Source organism: Pseudaquidulcibacter saccharophilus (assembly GCF_019455445.1).
Lineage (GTDB): Bacteria > Pseudomonadota > Alphaproteobacteria > Caulobacterales > Aquidulcibacteraceae > Pseudaquidulcibacter > Pseudaquidulcibacter saccharophilus.
In genome coordinates this window covers 145,546-162,786 of the sequence record NZ_JAHWUS010000002.1, presented here as the reverse complement: position 1 = coordinate 162,786, position 17,241 = coordinate 145,546, and the positions used below count along the sequence as shown (strand labels likewise).

17 protein-coding genes are annotated in these 17,241 nt (G+C 42.0%); 5 read left to right on the top strand and 12 right to left on the bottom strand.

Features of this window, described 5'->3' with window-relative positions; genetic code table 11:
- Positions 1-71: 71 nt before the first annotated feature.
- The 3 genes from KXV15_RS06470 (at position 72) to KXV15_RS06460 (ending at position 3,112) form a co-directional block, all read left to right on the top strand.
- Positions 72-806 carry a TVP38/TMEM64 family protein gene (locus tag KXV15_RS06470; RefSeq protein ID WP_240007358.1) on the top strand — a complete coding sequence of 245 codons (735 nt, stop codon included), beginning with the start codon at positions 72-74 and terminating at the stop codon, positions 804-806.
- A gap of 103 nt (positions 807-909) precedes the next feature.
- Entirely contained in the window at positions 910-2,451 is a 1,542-nt protein-coding gene (locus tag KXV15_RS06465; protein WP_338050424.1) for a 2-isopropylmalate synthase, read from the top strand.
- A gap of 124 nt (positions 2,452-2,575) precedes the next feature.
- Complete coding sequence (locus KXV15_RS06460) at positions 2,576-3,112, top strand: GNAT family N-acetyltransferase (protein ID WP_240007357.1); 537 nt, start codon at positions 2,576-2,578, stop codon at positions 3,110-3,112.
- On the opposite strand, the gene KXV15_RS06455 is transcribed toward KXV15_RS06460, so the two are convergent.
- From KXV15_RS06455 to KXV15_RS06420, 8 genes are all read right to left on the bottom strand, one after another.
- Positions 3,109-3,780 carry a DUF1345 domain-containing protein gene (locus KXV15_RS06455; RefSeq protein WP_240007356.1) on the bottom strand — a complete coding sequence of 224 codons (672 nt, stop codon included), beginning with the start codon at positions 3,778-3,780 and terminating at the stop codon, positions 3,109-3,111. The two genes, KXV15_RS06460 and KXV15_RS06455, sit on opposite strands and share 4 nt — an antisense overlap.
- Positions 3,781-3,826: 46 nt before the next feature.
- Entirely contained in the window at positions 3,827-4,306 is a 480-nt protein-coding gene (locus KXV15_RS06450; protein ID WP_240007355.1) for a hypothetical protein, read from the bottom strand.
- 52 nt (positions 4,307-4,358) lie between these two features.
- A complete protein-coding gene (rpoD, locus tag KXV15_RS06445) occupies positions 4,359-6,338 on the bottom strand; it encodes an RNA polymerase sigma factor RpoD (protein WP_240007354.1) in 1,980 nt (659 codons plus the stop codon).
- Between the two features lie 85 nt (positions 6,339-6,423).
- Positions 6,424-8,328 carry a DNA primase gene (gene dnaG / locus KXV15_RS06440; RefSeq protein WP_240007353.1) on the bottom strand — a complete coding sequence of 635 codons (1,905 nt, stop codon included), beginning with the start codon at positions 8,326-8,328 and terminating at the stop codon, positions 6,424-6,426.
- Between the two features lie 14 nt (positions 8,329-8,342).
- A complete protein-coding gene (locus KXV15_RS06435) occupies positions 8,343-9,932 on the bottom strand; it encodes a hypothetical protein (RefSeq protein WP_240007352.1) in 1,590 nt (529 codons plus the stop codon).
- Entirely contained in the window at positions 9,929-10,672 is a 744-nt protein-coding gene (locus KXV15_RS06430) for an ABC transporter ATP-binding protein (protein ID WP_240007351.1), read from the bottom strand. Before KXV15_RS06430 ends, KXV15_RS06435 begins: the two co-directional genes overlap by 4 nt.
- Positions 10,669-11,079 (bottom strand): GtrA family protein, encoded by a 411-nt coding sequence (locus KXV15_RS06425; RefSeq protein ID WP_240007350.1) that lies wholly within the window; start codon positions 11,077-11,079, stop codon positions 10,669-10,671. The genes KXV15_RS06430 and KXV15_RS06425 overlap by 4 nt, the downstream gene beginning before the upstream one ends.
- Positions 11,076-11,558, bottom strand: coding sequence for a peroxiredoxin (locus tag KXV15_RS06420; RefSeq protein ID WP_240007349.1), 483 nt, complete (start codon positions 11,556-11,558; stop codon positions 11,076-11,078). The genes KXV15_RS06425 and KXV15_RS06420 overlap by 4 nt, the downstream gene beginning before the upstream one ends.
- A gap of 123 nt (positions 11,559-11,681) precedes the next feature.
- On the opposite strand from KXV15_RS06420, the gene KXV15_RS06415 reads away from it, so the two are divergent.
- Both KXV15_RS06415 and KXV15_RS06410 read left to right on the top strand, forming a co-directional pair.
- Positions 11,682-12,239, top strand: coding sequence for a YqgE/AlgH family protein (locus tag KXV15_RS06415; RefSeq protein ID WP_240007348.1), 558 nt, complete (start codon positions 11,682-11,684; stop codon positions 12,237-12,239).
- On the top strand, positions 12,239-13,663 hold the full coding sequence (locus KXV15_RS06410; RefSeq protein ID WP_240007347.1) for a cryptochrome/photolyase family protein: 1,425 nt from the start codon (positions 12,239-12,241) through the stop codon (positions 13,661-13,663). The genes KXV15_RS06415 and KXV15_RS06410 overlap by 1 nt, the downstream gene beginning before the upstream one ends.
- Positions 13,664-13,697: 34 nt before the next feature.
- On the opposite strand, the gene KXV15_RS06405 is transcribed toward KXV15_RS06410, so the two are convergent.
- The 4 genes from KXV15_RS06405 to KXV15_RS06390 all read right to left on the bottom strand — a co-directional run bounded on the left by KXV15_RS06405 (position 13,698) and on the right by KXV15_RS06390 (position 17,219).
- Positions 13,698-14,123 (bottom strand): hypothetical protein, encoded by a 426-nt coding sequence (locus KXV15_RS06405; RefSeq protein WP_240007346.1) that lies wholly within the window; start codon positions 14,121-14,123, stop codon positions 13,698-13,700.
- A gap of 112 nt (positions 14,124-14,235) precedes the next feature.
- Entirely contained in the window at positions 14,236-15,717 is a 1,482-nt protein-coding gene (locus KXV15_RS06400; RefSeq protein ID WP_240007345.1) for a lytic murein transglycosylase, read from the bottom strand.
- An 89-nt stretch (positions 15,718-15,806) separates the two neighbouring features.
- Positions 15,807-16,367: a hypothetical protein gene (locus KXV15_RS06395; RefSeq protein WP_240007344.1), complete on the bottom strand. Its 561-nt coding sequence runs from the start codon at positions 16,365-16,367 to the stop codon at positions 15,807-15,809.
- A gap of 48 nt (positions 16,368-16,415) precedes the next feature.
- On the bottom strand, positions 16,416-17,219 hold the full coding sequence (locus KXV15_RS06390; protein ID WP_240007343.1) for a WecB/TagA/CpsF family glycosyltransferase: 804 nt from the start codon (positions 17,217-17,219) through the stop codon (positions 16,416-16,418).
- Between the last annotated feature and the right edge of the window lie 22 nt (positions 17,220-17,241).

Below are 17,241 nucleotides of genomic sequence, written 5' to 3'. Positions count from 1 at the left end.
CCAAATGCGGGGTGGAGATTCTAATGCCAAATTAATTTCAATATTTGGCAAAATGCTTTATATGGCGGGCGATGCCAAAGATTTTTGATAAAGCAATAAAATATTTTACCGAAATGGAATCGACATCGCAAAAAGCGGTGTGGATTGCATTTGCACTTTTTAGTGTAGCGGGCGTTGTCCTTGCGGTTGGTATGTTTTTTATTGACTTTAACCAAGGTGATTTGGCGGATTTTTTACGTGGTCTGCGTGGTCAATGGTGGTCGGCAATTGCTGTAACCGCAATGTTCACACTTTTGGCATTTTTGGGTGCGCCACAATTTGTTTTAATCGCCGCTACAGTTGCCGTTTTTGGCACATCCGAAGGGGTTATAATGTCATGGGTTGCCACAATGGTTTCGGCAACTGTTGGCTATATCATCGGGCGTTTAGGTGGCGCCGACGCCGTTCGTAAACTAATTGGCACAAAAGGCGGACGACTTTTAAGTTTTATTGGAAATAATGGATTCCTAACCAGTTTTATGGTACGCCAAGTTCCAACCGGCCCATTCATTTTGGTAAATCTTGCTTTGGGTGCATCAAATGTTCGGGCATCATGGTTCATTGCCGGAACCGGATTGGGCATTTTGCCAAAAATCCTTTTGGTGGCATTTGGCGCACATGGAATCGGCAAAGTTTTACAAGGTGAAAACCTGTCTGCTATATTGTTTTTCATTGCCGCCGCCGCCATTTGGGCGCTGATTGTATTCGTAGTTCGCCCGTTTTTCCTTAAACGTCAAATTGCCGCAGAGCAAAAGCAGGAAAATTAGACATATTTTCCTCTCAAAAGCACTTTTTTAACTTGAAAAGGCAAAAAATTTCACTATTTTGTCGCTTCCGCAAAATTTTCGCGGAAGAGAAAGGAATTTTACAGTGAGCGAGCAAGTATTTATCTTCGACACAACAATGCGTGATGGTGAACAATCCCCAGGCGCATCAATGACACTTGAAGAAAAATTGGATCTTGCAAAACTCCTGGAAGATATGCGCGTTGATATTATCGAAGCAGGTTTTCCAATCGCTTCGCAAGGTGATTTCGAGGCAGTAAACGCCATTTCCAAAATCATCAAAGAAAGCACGATTTGCGGGCTTTCACGCGCAGGTCAAAAAGATATTGAACGCTGTGCTGAGGCAGTTAAACCTGCGGCGCGGTCACGGATTCATACATTCATTTCCACCTCCCCTTTGCATATGAAATATAAATTGCAAATGGAGCCGGAAAAAGTTTTGGAAAAAATCCATGATTCCGTCACTTTGGCACGTAATTTAGTTGCCGAGGTTGAATGGTCGGCCGAAGATGCCACCCGTACCGAGCGTGACTTTTTGCGCCGTGCGGTTGAAATTGCCATCAAGGCGGGCGCAACCACAATCAACATCCCTGATACTGTTGGCTATTCCTTCCCAGAGGAATATGGCGCGATTTTCAAGGATTTGATTGAAAACGTTCCGGGTGCGGACAAGGTTATCTTCTCGGCGCACTGCCATAATGACCTTGGCCTTGCGGTTGCCAATTCTTTGAGTGCGGTTTTAAACGGCGCACGCCAAATTGAATGCGCCATAAATGGCCTTGGTGAACGTGCGGGCAATGCGGCATTGGAAGAAATTGTCATGGCGCTTCGGGTGCGTCGCAATGCCTTGCCGTATGAAACCAAGATTGAAACCACACGCCTTACTACGGCATCAAAAATGGTTTCGCGTATTACTGGTTTCCCTGTGCAATACAATAAAGCAATTGTTGGCAAAAACGCCTTTGCCCATGAAAGCGGTATTCACCAAGACGGCATGTTAAAAAATGCCGAAACCTATGAAATCATGAATCCTGAAACCGTTGGGCAAGGTGCAACCAATCTTGTAATGGGCAAACATTCGGGTCGCCATGCGTTCAAGGACAAATTATCGGCACTTGGTTATGAACTTGCCGATAATGCATTCTTGGATGCCTTCCAACGCTTCAAAGATTTGGCAGATCGCAAAAAATTCGTTTATGACGATGATATTGTTGCCCTTGTGGACGATGCCGCCGCCTATATCGCCGATACCGTAAAGGTTAAACGCCTTCGTGTGGTTGCGGGAACCGATGGCCCACAAACTGCCGAGCTTGACTTGGAAATTAATGGCGAAAACAAATGGACAACCCAACGCGGCAATGGCCCTGTTGATGCTGTCTTTAATGCCATTCGCGCATTAATTCCACATGATGCGGTACTAGAGCTTTATCAAGTTCACGCGGTCACCGAAGGAACAGACGCACAAGCCGAAGTTTCGGTTAGGCTTTCTGATGGTGAATATGTCACTTCGGCGCGCGCATCGGATGCCGATACATTGGTGGCATCTGCCAAGGCATATGTTGGCGCATTAAACCGCCTAATTGCCAAAAAGGAACGCCATAGCGGCGGGCAGAAAGCAGCGGGTTAAAACTTTCCAAAAGTAACTTTAAAGGGGGCAATCAAATTGCCTCCTTTTTTGTATTTACGAACAAAATTATTGTAATTGCCAGATATTAACTTGCGGGCAATTGTAAAATTTGCAAATCTTAGGCATGACACAACCAACCATCCGCAACGCCACTTTGGGCGATATAGACGCAATAAAAGATTTAATCGAAAAATCGGTTCACGGGCTTCAGGCAGGTGAATATTCAAAATCCCAACGTGATGCCGCCTTGGGAACGGTTTTTGGGGTTGATACCAATCTTTTAAAAGATCAAACCTATTTCATTATTGAGGTAGGCGGTAAAATTGCCGGCTGCGGCGGCTGGAGTTATCGCAAGGCAATGTTTGGCGCCGATACACTTACCAGCGCCGAACCAGAAAAACTTGATCCCGCAAATGATGCCGCGCGCGTTCGGGCATTTTTTATTCACCCCGATTTTGCACGGCGCGGGCTTGGGGCAGTCATTCTTGAACATTGCGAAAATGCGGCGCGCAAAGCAGGTTTTAAAAAATGCGCACTTGGCGCAACCCTTACCGGTGTGCCGTTTTATGAAAAGCACGGCTATAAAGAGATTGAAAAACTCGAAACCCCACTTCCGAATGGTGAGACCTTAGGCATTGTAATGATGGATAAACCGCTTTAGCTTCCGATTAGGCTGGCCGCGATATTTATCATAAGCGCAAGGATGGTGGCATTGAATAAATATGCCAAAATACAATGAATAAGCCCCACACGGCGGGTTTTTGTATTGCCGAACGCAACATCCGCAGTCTGCCCCGATGTGCCAATTACAAACGAAAAATAGAGGAAGTCGAAATAATTTGGCTCTTTAGTGTCCGGGAATATTATTGCTGGCTTTGTTTCCCAATCCGTGTGCGAATAATATTCATGCGCATAGTGCAGAGTAAATGCCAAATGGATAAATGACCATGAATTTAAAAGTGTTACCACCGCCATACCAATATGGACAAATTTCAAAAATCCAATTGCTTTTGATGCAACACCCAATTCACCAATAATTGCCGCAATCGATGAAAATGCCGCCAAAGACGACACAAGTAATATTACCCATTCATTCTCATCATGTTGCTTGGCGCGGGTTTTTATTTTTGCATTCGGTGAGAAAATCAATTCCATACACAAAAGCATGTAAATAAGCGCGCCAACATTCCACGCAATAACCAAATCAGTAACATCGCGAAAATGAAAAAAGCTTTGTGTGGTGAAATAAGATACAACGCCAAAACCCGCCGCAATTAACATACGCGGATGGTTTAAAAAATTGGAAACATATGGGATTCGCTTTGCCATGATTGCCATATAAATTTATTATCGCAGATTGGATAATTAATCCATATCATACAGATATATTTGAACCATAAACCAACCCGCCCAATGCCAATGACGATGCGGTTGTGAAGGTGAATGGCTCTTTATCATTTCCAAAATATTCAACCGCATTTGCCACCGCCAAAAGTGCTATATTCGCACGTTCATTTGGGGGGAAATAATCATCAAAAAATGCGGCATTAATTTCGGCAGCTTCTTTAGCGATTAGCCTAAGGATTTCGTCCGATGCTTCGGCAGATAGTGTTTCGCCGCCCATAATTACGGGTGAAAACTTTAAAACCTCGCCAACCCACATTAAAAATTCCACCAATTCGGCAACGTTATTTTGTGTGGGTTCTTTGGCAACTTCACGCCCCGCAATCAATCCCAAAAATGCCGCTAAATAGCCTGCATCTTCGCCGATTTCGCCCGCTTTGGCATATTTGATAAAGAGATTAATCAAATTGCCGGCGGCTTCGTTATGTTTGGGGGTAAGTTGGATTGGCATGGAAATAAATGTAAAAAAGACCCCGCAAAAAATGCGGGGTGACAATTTTTAATTAATTATCCAAGAAAGAACGAAGTCTTCTTGAACGGCTTGGATGTTTTAGTTTGCGTAGTGCTTTCGCCTCGATTTGGCGAATACGTTCGCGGGTAACGCTAAACTGTTGACCAACCTCTTCGAGGGTGTGGTCGGTGTTCATGCCAATACCAAAACGCATCCTAAGCACACGTTCCTCACGCGGGGTAAGGGACGCAAGAACCATTGTAACGTTTTCACGAAGGTTTGACTGAATGGCGGCATCAATTGGGATAACCGCATTCTTATCTTCGATGAAATCACCAAGATGTGAATCTTCTTCGTCACCCACAGGGGTTTCAAGTGAGATAGGCTCTTTTGCGATTTTCATAACCTTGCGCACTTTTTCAAGCGGCAGTGATAATTTGGTTGCCAATTCTTCAGGTGTTGGTTCACGACCGATTTCATGCAACATTTGGCGCGAAGTACGAACCAATTTGTTGATGGTTTCAATCATGTGAACCGGAATACGAATGGTCCGCGCCTGGTCGGCGATTGAACGGGTAATTGCCTGTCTAATCCACCATGTTGCATAGGTTGAGAATTTGTAACCACGGCGATATTCAAATTTATCAACCGCCTTCATAAGGCCGATATTGCCTTCTTGAATCAAATCAAGGAATTGCAGACCACGGTTGGTATATTTTTTCGCGATTGAAATAACCAAGCGAAGGTTCGCCTCGACCATTTCTTTTTTCGCAATACGCGCTTCACGTTCGCCTTTTTGTACGGTTTGCACAATGCGGCGGAATTCATCGATTGGCACACCTGATTCAGATGCCAATGCAAAGATTTCATGGCGAATATCATCGGCTTTTTCACGGAATTCACCCGCAAAACGGGTCCATGATTTTGACTTTGATGAAATTTTATCAAGCCAATCAAAGTCCATTTCATGACCTTGGTGCTCTTTGATAAAATCAGGGCGCGCCACACCGCAAGTTTCCGCAAGACGCATAAGGCGCGCTTCGGATTGGATTAGGCGTTTGTTGATTGTATAAAGCTGCTCAATCAATGCCTCGATACGGGCATTGTTAAGTTTCAATGACTTTAGTTCATCAATGATTTTGTTTTGCAATGTTTCCATTGCCGCCGCATCATCAGTTGAAAATTTTCTGCCGCCAATACGGGCATCAACCGAACGATCCTTAAGATTACGGAATTCGTCAAAGTGGCTTGCGATTTCGTCAAGCACTTTCATAATGCCTTCACGAAGCTCGGTCTCCATGGCAGACATGGAAATAACCGCACCCTCGTCTTCTTCGGCTTCTTCGCGGGCCTTTTGGCGACGACGCTCTAGTTCAACTTCGTCAATATCTTCGCCACCACGAGCGATTGGAAGATCTTCTTCCTCATCCTCGTCGTCCTCTTCTTCATCGACTTGGCCAGTTGAGTTTTCGGCACCATATGTTGCCTCAAGGTCAATAATTTCGCGCAAAAGAACGCGACCAGACTGAAGCTCATCGCGCCATACCATAATCGCTTCGAATGTAAGCGGGCTTTCGCAAAGACCACGTATCATTGCGTCACGGCCGGCCTCAATACGTTTTGCAATTGCAATCTCACCCTCACGGGAAAGAAGCTCAACCGCACCCATTTCACGCAGATACATACGAACCGGATCATCGGTTCTGTCTTGGCCTTCTTTGGTGTTACCGGTTTGGGTGGCAACAACCGAAGTTGAAGATTGTACAGTTACCGCAGTTGATTCGGATTCTGTATCTTCTTCATTTTCAGTGATATTAATTCCCAAATCAGACAATTGCGCCATAATTTCATCCAATTGTTCGGACGAAAATTCATCTTGCGGAAAATATTTATTAATTTCGTCAAGCGTGACGAAGCCGCGTTTTTTCGCGTCTTTAATAAATTTTTTCACAGCGGCGACATTGGTATCCAATGTAGAATTTTCTGAATTCTCTTTATCTTCGATTTGTTCAACTTCGTTTTTTTCGGTCATAGACCAGATGCCTCCAAAGCCAGCAATTTCATTTAATTATGCTTTACATTGCATAAGTTAATATTATTTTCACAAAAAATCCGACCTAATTACCGTCTTTTGATAACTTTTGACGTTCGTTAATTAGATTTGAAAATTTGTGATACCCCTCTTCTTCGCCCTCTTCGATAAATCTTTCCAATTCAGAACGTTTTGTTTCGGTAAAAATCGCTTTGAATTCTTCTTCACGAAGCAAGGCATTGTGCCAATTTGTTTTAATGGTTTCAAAATCCATACCCTTTTTCACATAAGGGTTGATTGGAATTTTTTTAATGCCCTCCAGTAACAAAATGGCTGGTTTGTTGTTCAAAGATTGCAGATGGTGATGTACCGTCTGAAAATCAAGTGTTTCACCGTGATTATTAATGTCTAAAATAGCATTTCTCAATGAGTCAAGTGCAGAATCACCAAAATCCAATTCCGCGAGCGTTTCAAGACCATATTCAAGCAATTGCGGGCATAAAATTACAGCCACCAAAAGGTCGGTTAGGCTTCGTTTTCGTTTTACCATTGCGGTGCGTGAATTTATATTTTGCGGATTTTGTTTCACGCTTTGCTTAAGCTCTTGTGACGCTTCATAAGAGGAATTTTTTTTATTGCGCGTGAATGAAGTATTGCGATTATTAGTAAAGTTTTGTTTTGCAGTATTTTCCTGATCCCGCCCCAAAGACTTATCTAATAGGCGTTTTAGCTCAAGATTGACTTCATTTTTAAGGTCTTCATCACTAATTTCGTTTGCCCGTGTACGCAATGATTTACGTAATGATGCGCGCGCCTCCGCACTATCTATGCCTATGCTTGCCGCCTCGGAATTAAATAAAAATTGGGTAAGGCTTTGTGCATTCGACAAAACTTCAAGCAATTTCGTTTTGCCTTCATTCTTAATTATGTCGTCTGGATCTTGCCCATTTGGCAAAATTGCAAAGCGGAATGATTTAAAAGAATTTATCAGTGGCAAAGCACGATTTAGCGAACGCACCGCCGCATTCTGCCCAGCAGAATCACCATCAAAGCAAAGTATCGGCATACTAAACATACGCCACGCAAGTGTCATCTGCTCTTCGGTTAGTGCGGTTCCAAGTGGCGCAACCGCAGGAATACCTGCTTTTTCAAGCGCAATAACATCCATATAACCTTCGGAAATAACCAATGGATGACTTTTGATTAAAGAGCGCGCGTTTTTATAGCGATATAGATTATTGCCTTTTGAAAAGACAACACTCTCTGGGCCATTTAGGTATTTGGGCATGCCATCGGGGTCAAGCGTGCGCGCACCAAATGAAATCGCCCGCCCCTTATTATCCTCAATGGCAAACATGACGCGGTTACGAAAATAATCATAGGTTTGCCCATCATCACCTTTGCGCACCAAACCCGCATCAATAAGGTGTTCAAGCGCAAAACCAAGACCAGTAAGTTTGTCACGTATAAAAGTGCGATTATTGGGTGAATATCCCAATGAAAAGTTTGCCCAATCGCGCTGGTTAAGGCCGCGTTTCTGCAAATATTCGCGCGCAGATTTTCCACTAGGGTTTTGCAATTCGGCGGCGTAAATTTCGCGCGCTTTATCAAGTGCGGCATAAACCCTTTCGGTCTTATCAATTACTTCTTTCGGAATTACCGCAGATTTTGGAATTTCCATGCCCGCAAGATGCGCCAATTCTTCAACTGCCTCATAAAATTCCATATTTTCGGTATTGATAAGAAAATCAAAGGCATTGCCAGTCGCCCCACAACCAAAGCAGTGGTAAATCCCACGATCTTCAAGCGAGTGGAAAGATGGGGTTTTTTCGCCATGAAACGGGCAACAGGCCCACATATCGCCACGCGCAGGATTTGACTTTTTCTTGTCCCAAGTAACTTTGCGCCCTACCACCGAGGTAATAGAGGTTCTGTTCAGCACTTGGTCAAGAAAAGCGCGCTCAAAACGGTTGGCAACATTACGGGACATTAAATACCCATATATTAACTTTTGGAAGAATCCAATTGTTTCTGCCATATAGATTTAATTTGGTTTTCTTGCCCTTCTTTTTCGCCATTAATTCCAAACCAATTAACAATGATTGCAAGCAGTGAAACCAAAAGCCCAAACCAGAAATTATAAAGCGCCACACCGGCGGCAATTGACCATATCAAAACCAAAATCATTACAAAGATAATGCTTGTTATCGCCCTATCTGGTTTTTGCATCATTTTAGGTCTTCTGGATGGTTTTATATTGGCAAATTCAATCAAAATTACCGATAAATTGGCAAAGATTGTGAAGAATAAAATTATCACAAATTTCATTATGCCAAGTTTAAGCAATATTGGCGAAAGAATTGCAAATTCAAAAAATGCGGGAATAAAGGCAACCAACCCTTTGAATAAATAGATTCTTGCCATGCTAATGGGCGATGATTTTAATAAGTCACGCGCCTCCTCAACCGATGCCACCATCCATGCCAAGGTTGAGGTCATGGTTGCGGTTGCAAAGACAGTAAGCGGCGCAAAAACATACTGTACCACGCCCGTGTCAATGTCATTTTTCCCAGACAATGTCATGAATATCGGGACAAAGGCCGCAAGCGGTATAATCATTTGCACAATCGTTATTGGATCGCGCATGATTGATAATAATTCCTTGCGAAGGATAATAAAATCCGCATTTTTTGAAAAAGCGATTTTATTACTTTTGCGCTTTACATCTGGTGATAATTCGGTTTGCCCCGCAATATTTGCGACATCTTTGGCAAAGGCATTGCCCATCGAATTCATAATGCCCATAAAAACCAATATGCCTGCCACCATAACCAAAAGCGCATTTACCCAATTGCCCAAAAGCGCATGACCAAACCAAACCAACATGTTATCGGTCATTGAATAATTGCCATGATAGGCAAACAAATCCGTCATTTTTCCAGAGGAATGACTAATGCGCGAAGTTTGCAGATATATTGTACCCGCCGCAATGCCGCCAAAGCCAAGGATTTGTGAAATCTTGCGACCATTTGAAAGACCGAATTTTAATAATAAAGCCCGCGCCAACATAAAGCCAACGCCACCTTCAAACAATGACAAGCCAATGGCAACAGGGATAAAAGTGAATAATTCATGGCGAACACTTATTGCCGCATTGCCAAGAAACATTGCGCCAAACATCAAAAACATCATCAATGTACGAAACGTGCTTACCAATATCCGCCCAATGGCAATATCTTTTGGTTTTAATGGTGATGATAATAATAAATCCAAATCACCACGATCGGAAAAATACATAAAGGCCGTCATCAGGCTCATGAATAATAGGCCAGAAAACAAGCCTAATAGTTTTTTTCCTGCGGTAAGATAAAAGCCGTAGCCAAGTTCATACCCGCCTGTATAAAGCATTTTTACGGATTGCCCGGCCCCAAATATTGCAAGCATGATAATGCCAATAAAAAACAATCTGCCGATAATTGCCTTTGCGCCGCTATTATTTTGGCGCATTCTAAATTCACGCTTTAATTGGTTTATGGCAAGCCAAAACGCCGATCCGGGCTTTAATTTCGGTGTTTTGAAAACCACATCGCTCATGCTTTTTGCCTATCAATCAGCGTAAGGAAGATATCTTCAAGCGATTTTCCAGCCATTTCATTTTCTTCACGCAATTCATCAAGTGTGCCTTGCGATAACAATAATCCATTGTGAATAATGCCAATTTTACGCGCAAGTTTCTCGGCAATTTCAAGAACATGCGTTGTAAGAATTATGGTTGCACCCTCTTTGGTTTTTTCATTCAACAATTCTTTTAAATCGCGGGCAATGGCGGCATCTAACCCTGAAAAAGGTTCATCCATCAAGAGCAACTTTGGCTCATGCAGCAAAGCCCCGCAAATTGCTGTTTTTTGCTTCATGCCACGTGAAAAACCTTCACATCTTTTGTCTTTAACGTCCCATAATTCAAACCGTTTTAGCAAATCTTCGGCAAGTGATGCCGCACGATTACCGTCGAGTTTCCATAGACCTGCCACAAATTCCAAATATTCAATCGGCGATAATTTATCGTATAATAGTGGCTCATCAGGAAGCCACGCCATGATTTCTTTGGCTTGGATTGGGTTTTCAAGAACATTAATGCCGAAAACCTCAATCGCACCGCTATCAGGCGCCAAAAGCCCTGAAATCATTCGCATTGTTGTGGTTTTTCCTGCACCATTTGAACCCAAAAAAGCATAAAATTCACCTGCCTCAAGAGATAGGTTCAGCGAATTTACCGCCTTTTTGTCGCCAAAACTTTTGGAAAGGCTTTCCACATTTAATGCGTTTACGCTCATTTTTTAAATGCCCAGAATTTTAATGCCAACATTGACAATATCGACGTCAAACCAATCACCAAAATTGCCCCAATTTTATTATCAATGTGAAATATTGGGAAAATAATAGTCGAAATTGTAAAATTAATCCCTAATGAAACCAATTGGGTGGTGAAATATTTGGGAAATGCCTGCACATGATTGGCATCCGAGCGGAAGGTAAAGCTGCGCTGTAAAAGATAAACTGGTACAATCAACAAGGCGTGGCATGTAACCGTAATTATCGGTTTATATAGATTAGGAAACGCATTTAAGCCCCATTGCACCATGAAATAATTGACAACGGCGCCACCGCCACCAACCACCAAAAAACGGGCAAGTTCGAAAAGATGCGGTAAATGCTTTTTCAAGTCCTTTACCTCAATCATATATTTGCCAACATATATTCGGCGGCTGAAACCTTGTATTCCCCGGCTTGTTCAATGAAAATACGGCTTACAACTCCATCTTTTGCCAATAATGCGAAACGCTGACAACGTGTTCCCATACCAAATTTTGTGCCATCTAATTCAAGACCCAATGCCTTGGTAAAGTCGCAATTACCATCAGCAAGCATGATAATATCATCGCTTATGTCTTGGCTTTTTGCCCACGCTTGCATCACAAACGCATCATTAACGGACATACAGATGATTTTATCAACGCCTTTTGCATTTAATGCAGCGGCATTTTTTTGATAGGAAGGAAGATGTTTGGCGCTACATGTTGGGGTAAATGCACCAGGAAGCCCAAATATTACAACTGTTTTCCCTGAAAATAATTCATTAAAATCAACATGTTTCGGACCATTATCAGAAGCAATTATAAATGATTGTTGCGGTAGTTTATCGCCATTATCAATTGGCATATTATTCTCTCTTTAAATTTGTGATATAGTCTTAAGAACTAAAGGCACAATAAATACATTTTACGGACTTGCAAGATTACAAATCTTGTGGATTAATTCCCGAGTGTAAAGATTGGTTTTAATATGGGATATTTAAGCGGAAAAATCATTACTGCTACCCCACAGATGGATGACCCACGTTTCCGTCATGGAATTATCCTTATTTGCGAACATGATGACGAACACGCTTTTGGCATAGTTTTAAACAAGCAGATTAAAAACCTTTCTTTGGGTGAAATTGGCGAACAATTAGGAATTAGCGCCAGCGAAAAAATAAAAAACCCACCAATTTATGACGGCGGCCCATGCCAACCAGAGCGCGGCTTTGTTTTACATTCCAATGATTGGATTGATGCCTCTAGCTGTGATGTAAATCTCAACCTATCACTAACGGTTTCAAAAGATATTATCGAAGCAATTATGAATGATGTTGGCCCATCAAAAAGCCTGATTGCAATGGGATATTCTGGCTGGGGCGCGGGGCAATTGGAAGATGAAGTTTCCAATAATATCTGGTTGGTTGGCGATGCCGATGAAGAACTTATTTTTTCAAAAAGTAGCGCAGAATCAAAATGGCAACATTCAATGCTTTTAATGAATATTGATCCCAAAAGGCTTTCAACAATCTGTGGGAATGCCTGATGACACAATCAGTATGCATTGTGCTGTTGCGCAATGAATTACGTCTAACCGACCACCCTGCACTTCTTCATGCTGCCAAACACTCGGCGGTGATACCCGTTTTTGTTCTTGATGATAAAGTTAAATTGGGTGGTGCATCATTGTGGTGGCTGCATCATTCGTTGAATTCGCTTGGCAATGACTTTGCAAAGCATGGTGTAAAGCTAATATTACGGCGTGGCGATACGCAAAAAATCATTGAAGAAATACAAAATAAAACCAATGCCAAGGCAATATATTGCACTCGAAGCTATACAAAACATGATGTAAGACTTGAAAAAAGTCTGCATGAAAAATATCAAAATACGGAAATTGAATTTAGGCGTTTTGGCGGTAATCTTTTAATTGAGCCTGAAAAGATCACCAACAAACAAGGCACTGCATTTCAGGTTTTCACCCCATTTTTCAAGGCATTGCAACAATCAAATCATATAAGAACACCATTTGCCAAACCCGATAAAATCATCCCATTTGCCGGAGGAATACAATCGGATAATCTTGACGATTGGGGATTATTGCCAACCAAACCCAATTGGGCAGAGGGTTTTGCAGAGTGGGAAATTGGTGAAGTTACGGCGTTTCAAAAATTAGAAAAGTTTTTGAACAGCAAAATAAATATTTATTCCGAGGGTCGTGATTTTCCGGCATTGGCGGCCACATCCCTACTATCACCACATTTGCGATTTGGTGAAATAAGCCCTGCGCAAATTTGGGATATTGTAAATTTAAAATGCCATGGGGCGCCAATTGGTAATTATCAAAAATTCCTATCTGAACTAGCATGGCGTGAGTTTTCTTACCATTTGTTAATTGCTTATCCTGATATGGCAACAAAGCCTATTAAACAGCAATTTTCGGCGATTGAATGGGATAATGATGAAAATTTGCTTATTGCGTGGCAAAGCGGGCAAACCGGCTTTCCAATTATTGATGCCGGAATGCGCGAATTATGGCAAACTGGATACATGCACAACCGTGTACGTATGATTGTGGCAAGTTTTTTGGTCAAAGATTTATTGATTGATTGGCAATATGGCGAACAATGGTTTTGGGATTGCTTGCTTGATGCCGATTACGCCAATAATCCGGCGTCATGGCAATGGGTTGCGGGATGTGGCATGGACGCCGCCCCTTATTTCAGGATTTTTAACCCAACAACACAATCACAAAAATTTGATGCAGATGGGAAATATATTAAACGCTGGTTGCCGGAATTAGTAAAATTGCCAAATAAATATATACATGAGCCGTCAACTGCGCCCAAAGAAATCTTATCAAATGCGGGAATTATTATGGGAAAAACCTATCCCCTTCCGATAGTAAATCATAAAACGGCACGTGAGAAAACGCTTTTTGCATATGGCAAAATAAAAGGGGCGGAATAACCGCCCCCAATAAAATCTATTCATAAAAGACTAATTAGTCTTTTTTGCCAAAGATGCCGCCGATAACATTTTTTGCACCATCAACAATATCATTGATTGGGTTGCCATCGCCATCTTTATCAAGCTTGTTCATTGCATCGCCAAGTGGGCTTGCTTTGATTTTATCAAGAACGCCACCAAATGCACCACTTGCCATTTCGCCAAGTTCGCCGGCTTTTTCTTGTAAAGTACCGCCAAGATTTTTTGCAATTTCCTGAACTTTTTCAACAGGAACGCCAAGTTTCGCAGCAACTTCTTCAGCATTATCAACAAGACCGGAGCCAGTTTCTTGCGCCTTTGCCAATAAGTCATGGGCAACATTTTGTGCCTGTTCAGCGCCAACACCAACTTTATCGGAAATGTTTTTAACCAAATCGTTGCCGCCTACTTTATTCAATAATTCTTTTGGATCAAATGACATCTAAAACTCCTTTAATTGCCAGTCTTTATATATAGTTTTTATTGGCACTATTTGCAATAATCCAAAGCTTCTAATAACAAAACTTTCACAATTAAATAATCACTTTTTTATTTCATTTGGTTTTATTTAAGTTATTCTTTGAAGGCGTTGTTTTTTCAGGTGTTTTTGGTGGTCCAAACATACGAATTGGAACTGGATTTCCACTGGCATCGGTTGGCAATGTATCAACAGAATTTTGCGACATATCATCCGGTAATGCATCCGAACTAAACATTCCGGTTGCGGCCTTTATGCTTTGCAATGCAATCTGTGAAGGATAGCCATCGGCAACCATATTATGCGATTTTTGGAAGTTTTGCAGTGCCACTCTTGTCTTGGCACCTGGTGCACCATCAATCACGCCAACATCATAACCAAGATTGGTCAATAATAATTGCAATTCCTTTGCCTGCGTACGGGTTACAAGCGGGTCTGCATTGGCAAAACTTGAAGATAGTTTGGCTTTGCCAGAAATCTGATCGGCAAGAAGACCAACCGAAAGCGCATATGAATCAGAATTATTATAATGCTTTATGGCTTTATAATTCACGCCAACCAAAAATTTTGGCCCGTGTGCGCCCGCCGGAACAAGAAGATATGCCTGCCAATTTGCGGGAACTTCGGTGGTTTTCATAACCCCATTACCGCATGATGGATTGGTGCTGCCTGTGCATTGCCAGCCATCAGATACCCAAACATCGGTCACACCATTTTGGCGCCAATATTCAATTGAATGAAATGTTCCATCAGCAAGTGAATAGTCAAAACCGTCTTTTAAATTGACTTCTTTGCCCCATGGTTCGCCTGCTTTCCAGCCAACAGAGGCAAGATAATTTATAGTTGACGCAAGGGCATCATTATCGTCCCCCCAAATATTACGTTTGCCGTCGTTATCACCATCAATGGCCCATTTAAGATATGATGAAGGCATGAATTGCGTATGCCCCATTGCACCAGCCCATGAGCCAATTAACATTTCCCGTGTTGCATCATTATTCTTTAAAATATCGGCAACCGCCAACAATTCATTTTCGCCCAAATCTTTACGGCGCCCATCATAGGCAAGCGTGGCAAGGGCACGCACAACATCGGTTGAACCTTTATTGGCGCCATACGAAGTTTCCATGCCCCAAATGGCAACTGCAACCTCAAGCGGGACCCCGTATTTAGACGCAAGCTCGCTTAAAATTGGGGTCTTTGCCAGATAATTAGCGCGACCATCATTAATACGTGCTTGCGAAACTGCGGATGCCACATAATCACCGATTGGTTTTAAAACTTCCGGCTGGTTATTGTTTAATTTATTTACGGTACTGCTTGGGGTAAGCCCTGTAAGCATCTCCTCAATAATTTTTGGATCTTTACGGTCGATATTCACAGCGCGTGACACAAAATCAAGCCGCCATTTATCAAAAGTATCATCCCCAGAGGTCGCAAAGGCCGGTGGTGCATAAGGTGGCGGCGTATCTTGGGCGCAGGCAGCAAATGTAATCCCTGCCGCAATAACCATTGAAGAAACCGCAAACATAAGTTTTTTATTCATCATCTTTTCCATTATGCATTAATCTCTATATTTTAACAATAATGTGGCAAAATATGAGCAGAGATTATAATGATTTGTAACAATACAAATAGTTTAAGTGATTAATTTTCAATCACGACCGCCATAAGCTCGATGCCATGATTATCACCTTCAAGAGCAGGATTGATAACTATTTGCTTTATAACTTTCCGCTCGCCAATAAAGCTAAAGCGCGAAAATTTATTGCCTTTTGGATTGGTTACTTCAAAACTTTGGGCACTATTTTTATCATCAATAAAGGTGAATTTAACAAAGCCAGCCGGCGCAGTGCCAATTGGTTGATAATTTAAAATTATTGCGCGTGCCGGCTTTTGCGACAGCTCGGCAACCAATGATGGCGGTAAATTAAATATAACGCCCGCGCTACCATCACTCTTTGCTTTTGCAATGAAACGTGGTCCAGCCTGTGGTGATGCCGTCCCCGGCGCTAATGAAACGGCAAAGTTCTTTTTATCATATTCAATGATGTTATTTAGATTATTGCCATCAAGATATAGACCGACTTTTGAATGCGTATAATTTTGGCCAGTAGCAGGCTTTTTTAAATAAAGCGGTGACAAGGCATAAGAAATTAATGCCAATGCCAATAATAAAACTAATGGAAAAAAGACTCTTGCACGCATAAATTCTAAATGCCCGCCAAATCACTTGAATGCAAGAAAAATTATCTTCTATTTCCGCGATGCGCGCCAATCAAGCCAAATTTTGAATATTGCAGGACCTTCAACCAAATAGCGACGCCAAAGTCTTTTTGGCTCTGAAAGCAGTCTAAACAGCCATTCAAGACGAAGTCTTTGCAGCAATTCAGGCGCTCTCTTTGTACGACCGCCAATAAAGTCCAAAGAAGCACCAACACAAAGCGCAACCCCCTTCATCCCTTTATATTTTAGGGCTGCATTGGCAACCATCATTTGTTGCGGGTTACCAACACATAAGAAATGAAACCGCGCCGGATTTTCAAATAAAAACTTTGCACATTTTTCAATTTCATCGGGCTTATCTTTTAAACCCATTGGTGGCTCATAAAAATTCACATTTTTGAGGCCGTATTTTTGCTTTACAATTTCAACAAGCTCGGAATCGCCACCGACAATATTGACCACTTCATCTGGCTCTAAAACATTTTCAAAAATATTCTCAACCAAGGAAGAACCCGGACACGCGGGAAGTGTAATTCCAGAGAATTTTGCCAATAATTCCAAAATACGACTATCGGAAACACACAACCACGCTTCATTAATAAGCTTTTGCCATAAGGGGTTGGCATGGGTTTTCACCACAACATCAACATTAGGATTTACGAAATACCCGAAGTTTTCTTGGTTTTTAATATGCTCAAGAATTCGGTTTAATAAAACGCTATCATCAATTGGGGCAAAATTAATCCCCATAAATTCAACGACGCGGTTTTCACCACGGCGGTCAAGCAATAACGTATCTTCGGGGTATTCGGTTTCAATTGTGCTATTATTCATAGGCGGATAATAGCGCAAATTG

What these genes read in the sequence shown, in the direction of transcription:
- KXV15_RS06470 (WP_240007358.1), top strand. Translation starts at nt 72, where the DNA reads ATGCCAAAGATTTTTGATAAAGCAATAAAATATTTTACCGAAATGGAA.
- KXV15_RS06460 (WP_240007357.1), top strand. Translation starts at nt 2,576, where the DNA reads ATGACACAACCAACCATCCGCAACGCCACTTTGGGCGATATAGACGCA.
- KXV15_RS06455 (WP_240007356.1), bottom strand. Translation starts at nt 3,780, where the DNA reads ATGGCAAAGCGAATCCCATATGTTTCCAATTTTTTAAACCATCCGCGT.
- KXV15_RS06450 (WP_240007355.1), bottom strand. Translation starts at nt 4,306, where the DNA reads ATGCCAATCCAACTTACCCCCAAACATAACGAAGCCGCCGGCAATTTG.
- rpoD (WP_240007354.1), bottom strand. Translation starts at nt 6,338, where the DNA reads ATGACCGAAAAAAACGAAGTTGAACAAATCGAAGATAAAGAGAATTCA.
- dnaG (WP_240007353.1), bottom strand. Translation starts at nt 8,328, where the DNA reads ATGTCCCGTAATGTTGCCAACCGTTTTGAGCGCGCTTTTCTTGACCAA.
- KXV15_RS06435 (WP_240007352.1), bottom strand. Translation starts at nt 9,932, where the DNA reads ATGAGCGATGTGGTTTTCAAAACACCGAAATTAAAGCCCGGATCGGCG.
- KXV15_RS06430 (WP_240007351.1), bottom strand. Translation starts at nt 10,672, where the DNA reads ATGAGCGTAAACGCATTAAATGTGGAAAGCCTTTCCAAAAGTTTTGGC.
- KXV15_RS06425 (WP_240007350.1), bottom strand. Translation starts at nt 11,079, where the DNA reads ATGATTGAGGTAAAGGACTTGAAAAAGCATTTACCGCATCTTTTCGAA.
- KXV15_RS06420 (WP_240007349.1), bottom strand. Translation starts at nt 11,558, where the DNA reads ATGCCAATTGATAATGGCGATAAACTACCGCAACAATCATTTATAATT.
- KXV15_RS06415 (WP_240007348.1), top strand. Translation starts at nt 11,682, where the DNA reads ATGGGATATTTAAGCGGAAAAATCATTACTGCTACCCCACAGATGGAT.
- KXV15_RS06410 (WP_240007347.1), top strand. Translation starts at nt 12,239, where the DNA reads ATGACACAATCAGTATGCATTGTGCTGTTGCGCAATGAATTACGTCTA.
- KXV15_RS06405 (WP_240007346.1), bottom strand. Translation starts at nt 14,123, where the DNA reads ATGTCATTTGATCCAAAAGAATTATTGAATAAAGTAGGCGGCAACGAT.
- KXV15_RS06400 (WP_240007345.1), bottom strand. Translation starts at nt 15,717, where the DNA reads ATGGAAAAGATGATGAATAAAAAACTTATGTTTGCGGTTTCTTCAATG.
- KXV15_RS06395 (WP_240007344.1), bottom strand. Translation starts at nt 16,367, where the DNA reads ATGCGTGCAAGAGTCTTTTTTCCATTAGTTTTATTATTGGCATTGGCA.
- KXV15_RS06390 (WP_240007343.1), bottom strand. Translation starts at nt 17,219, where the DNA reads ATGAATAATAGCACAATTGAAACCGAATACCCCGAAGATACGTTATTG.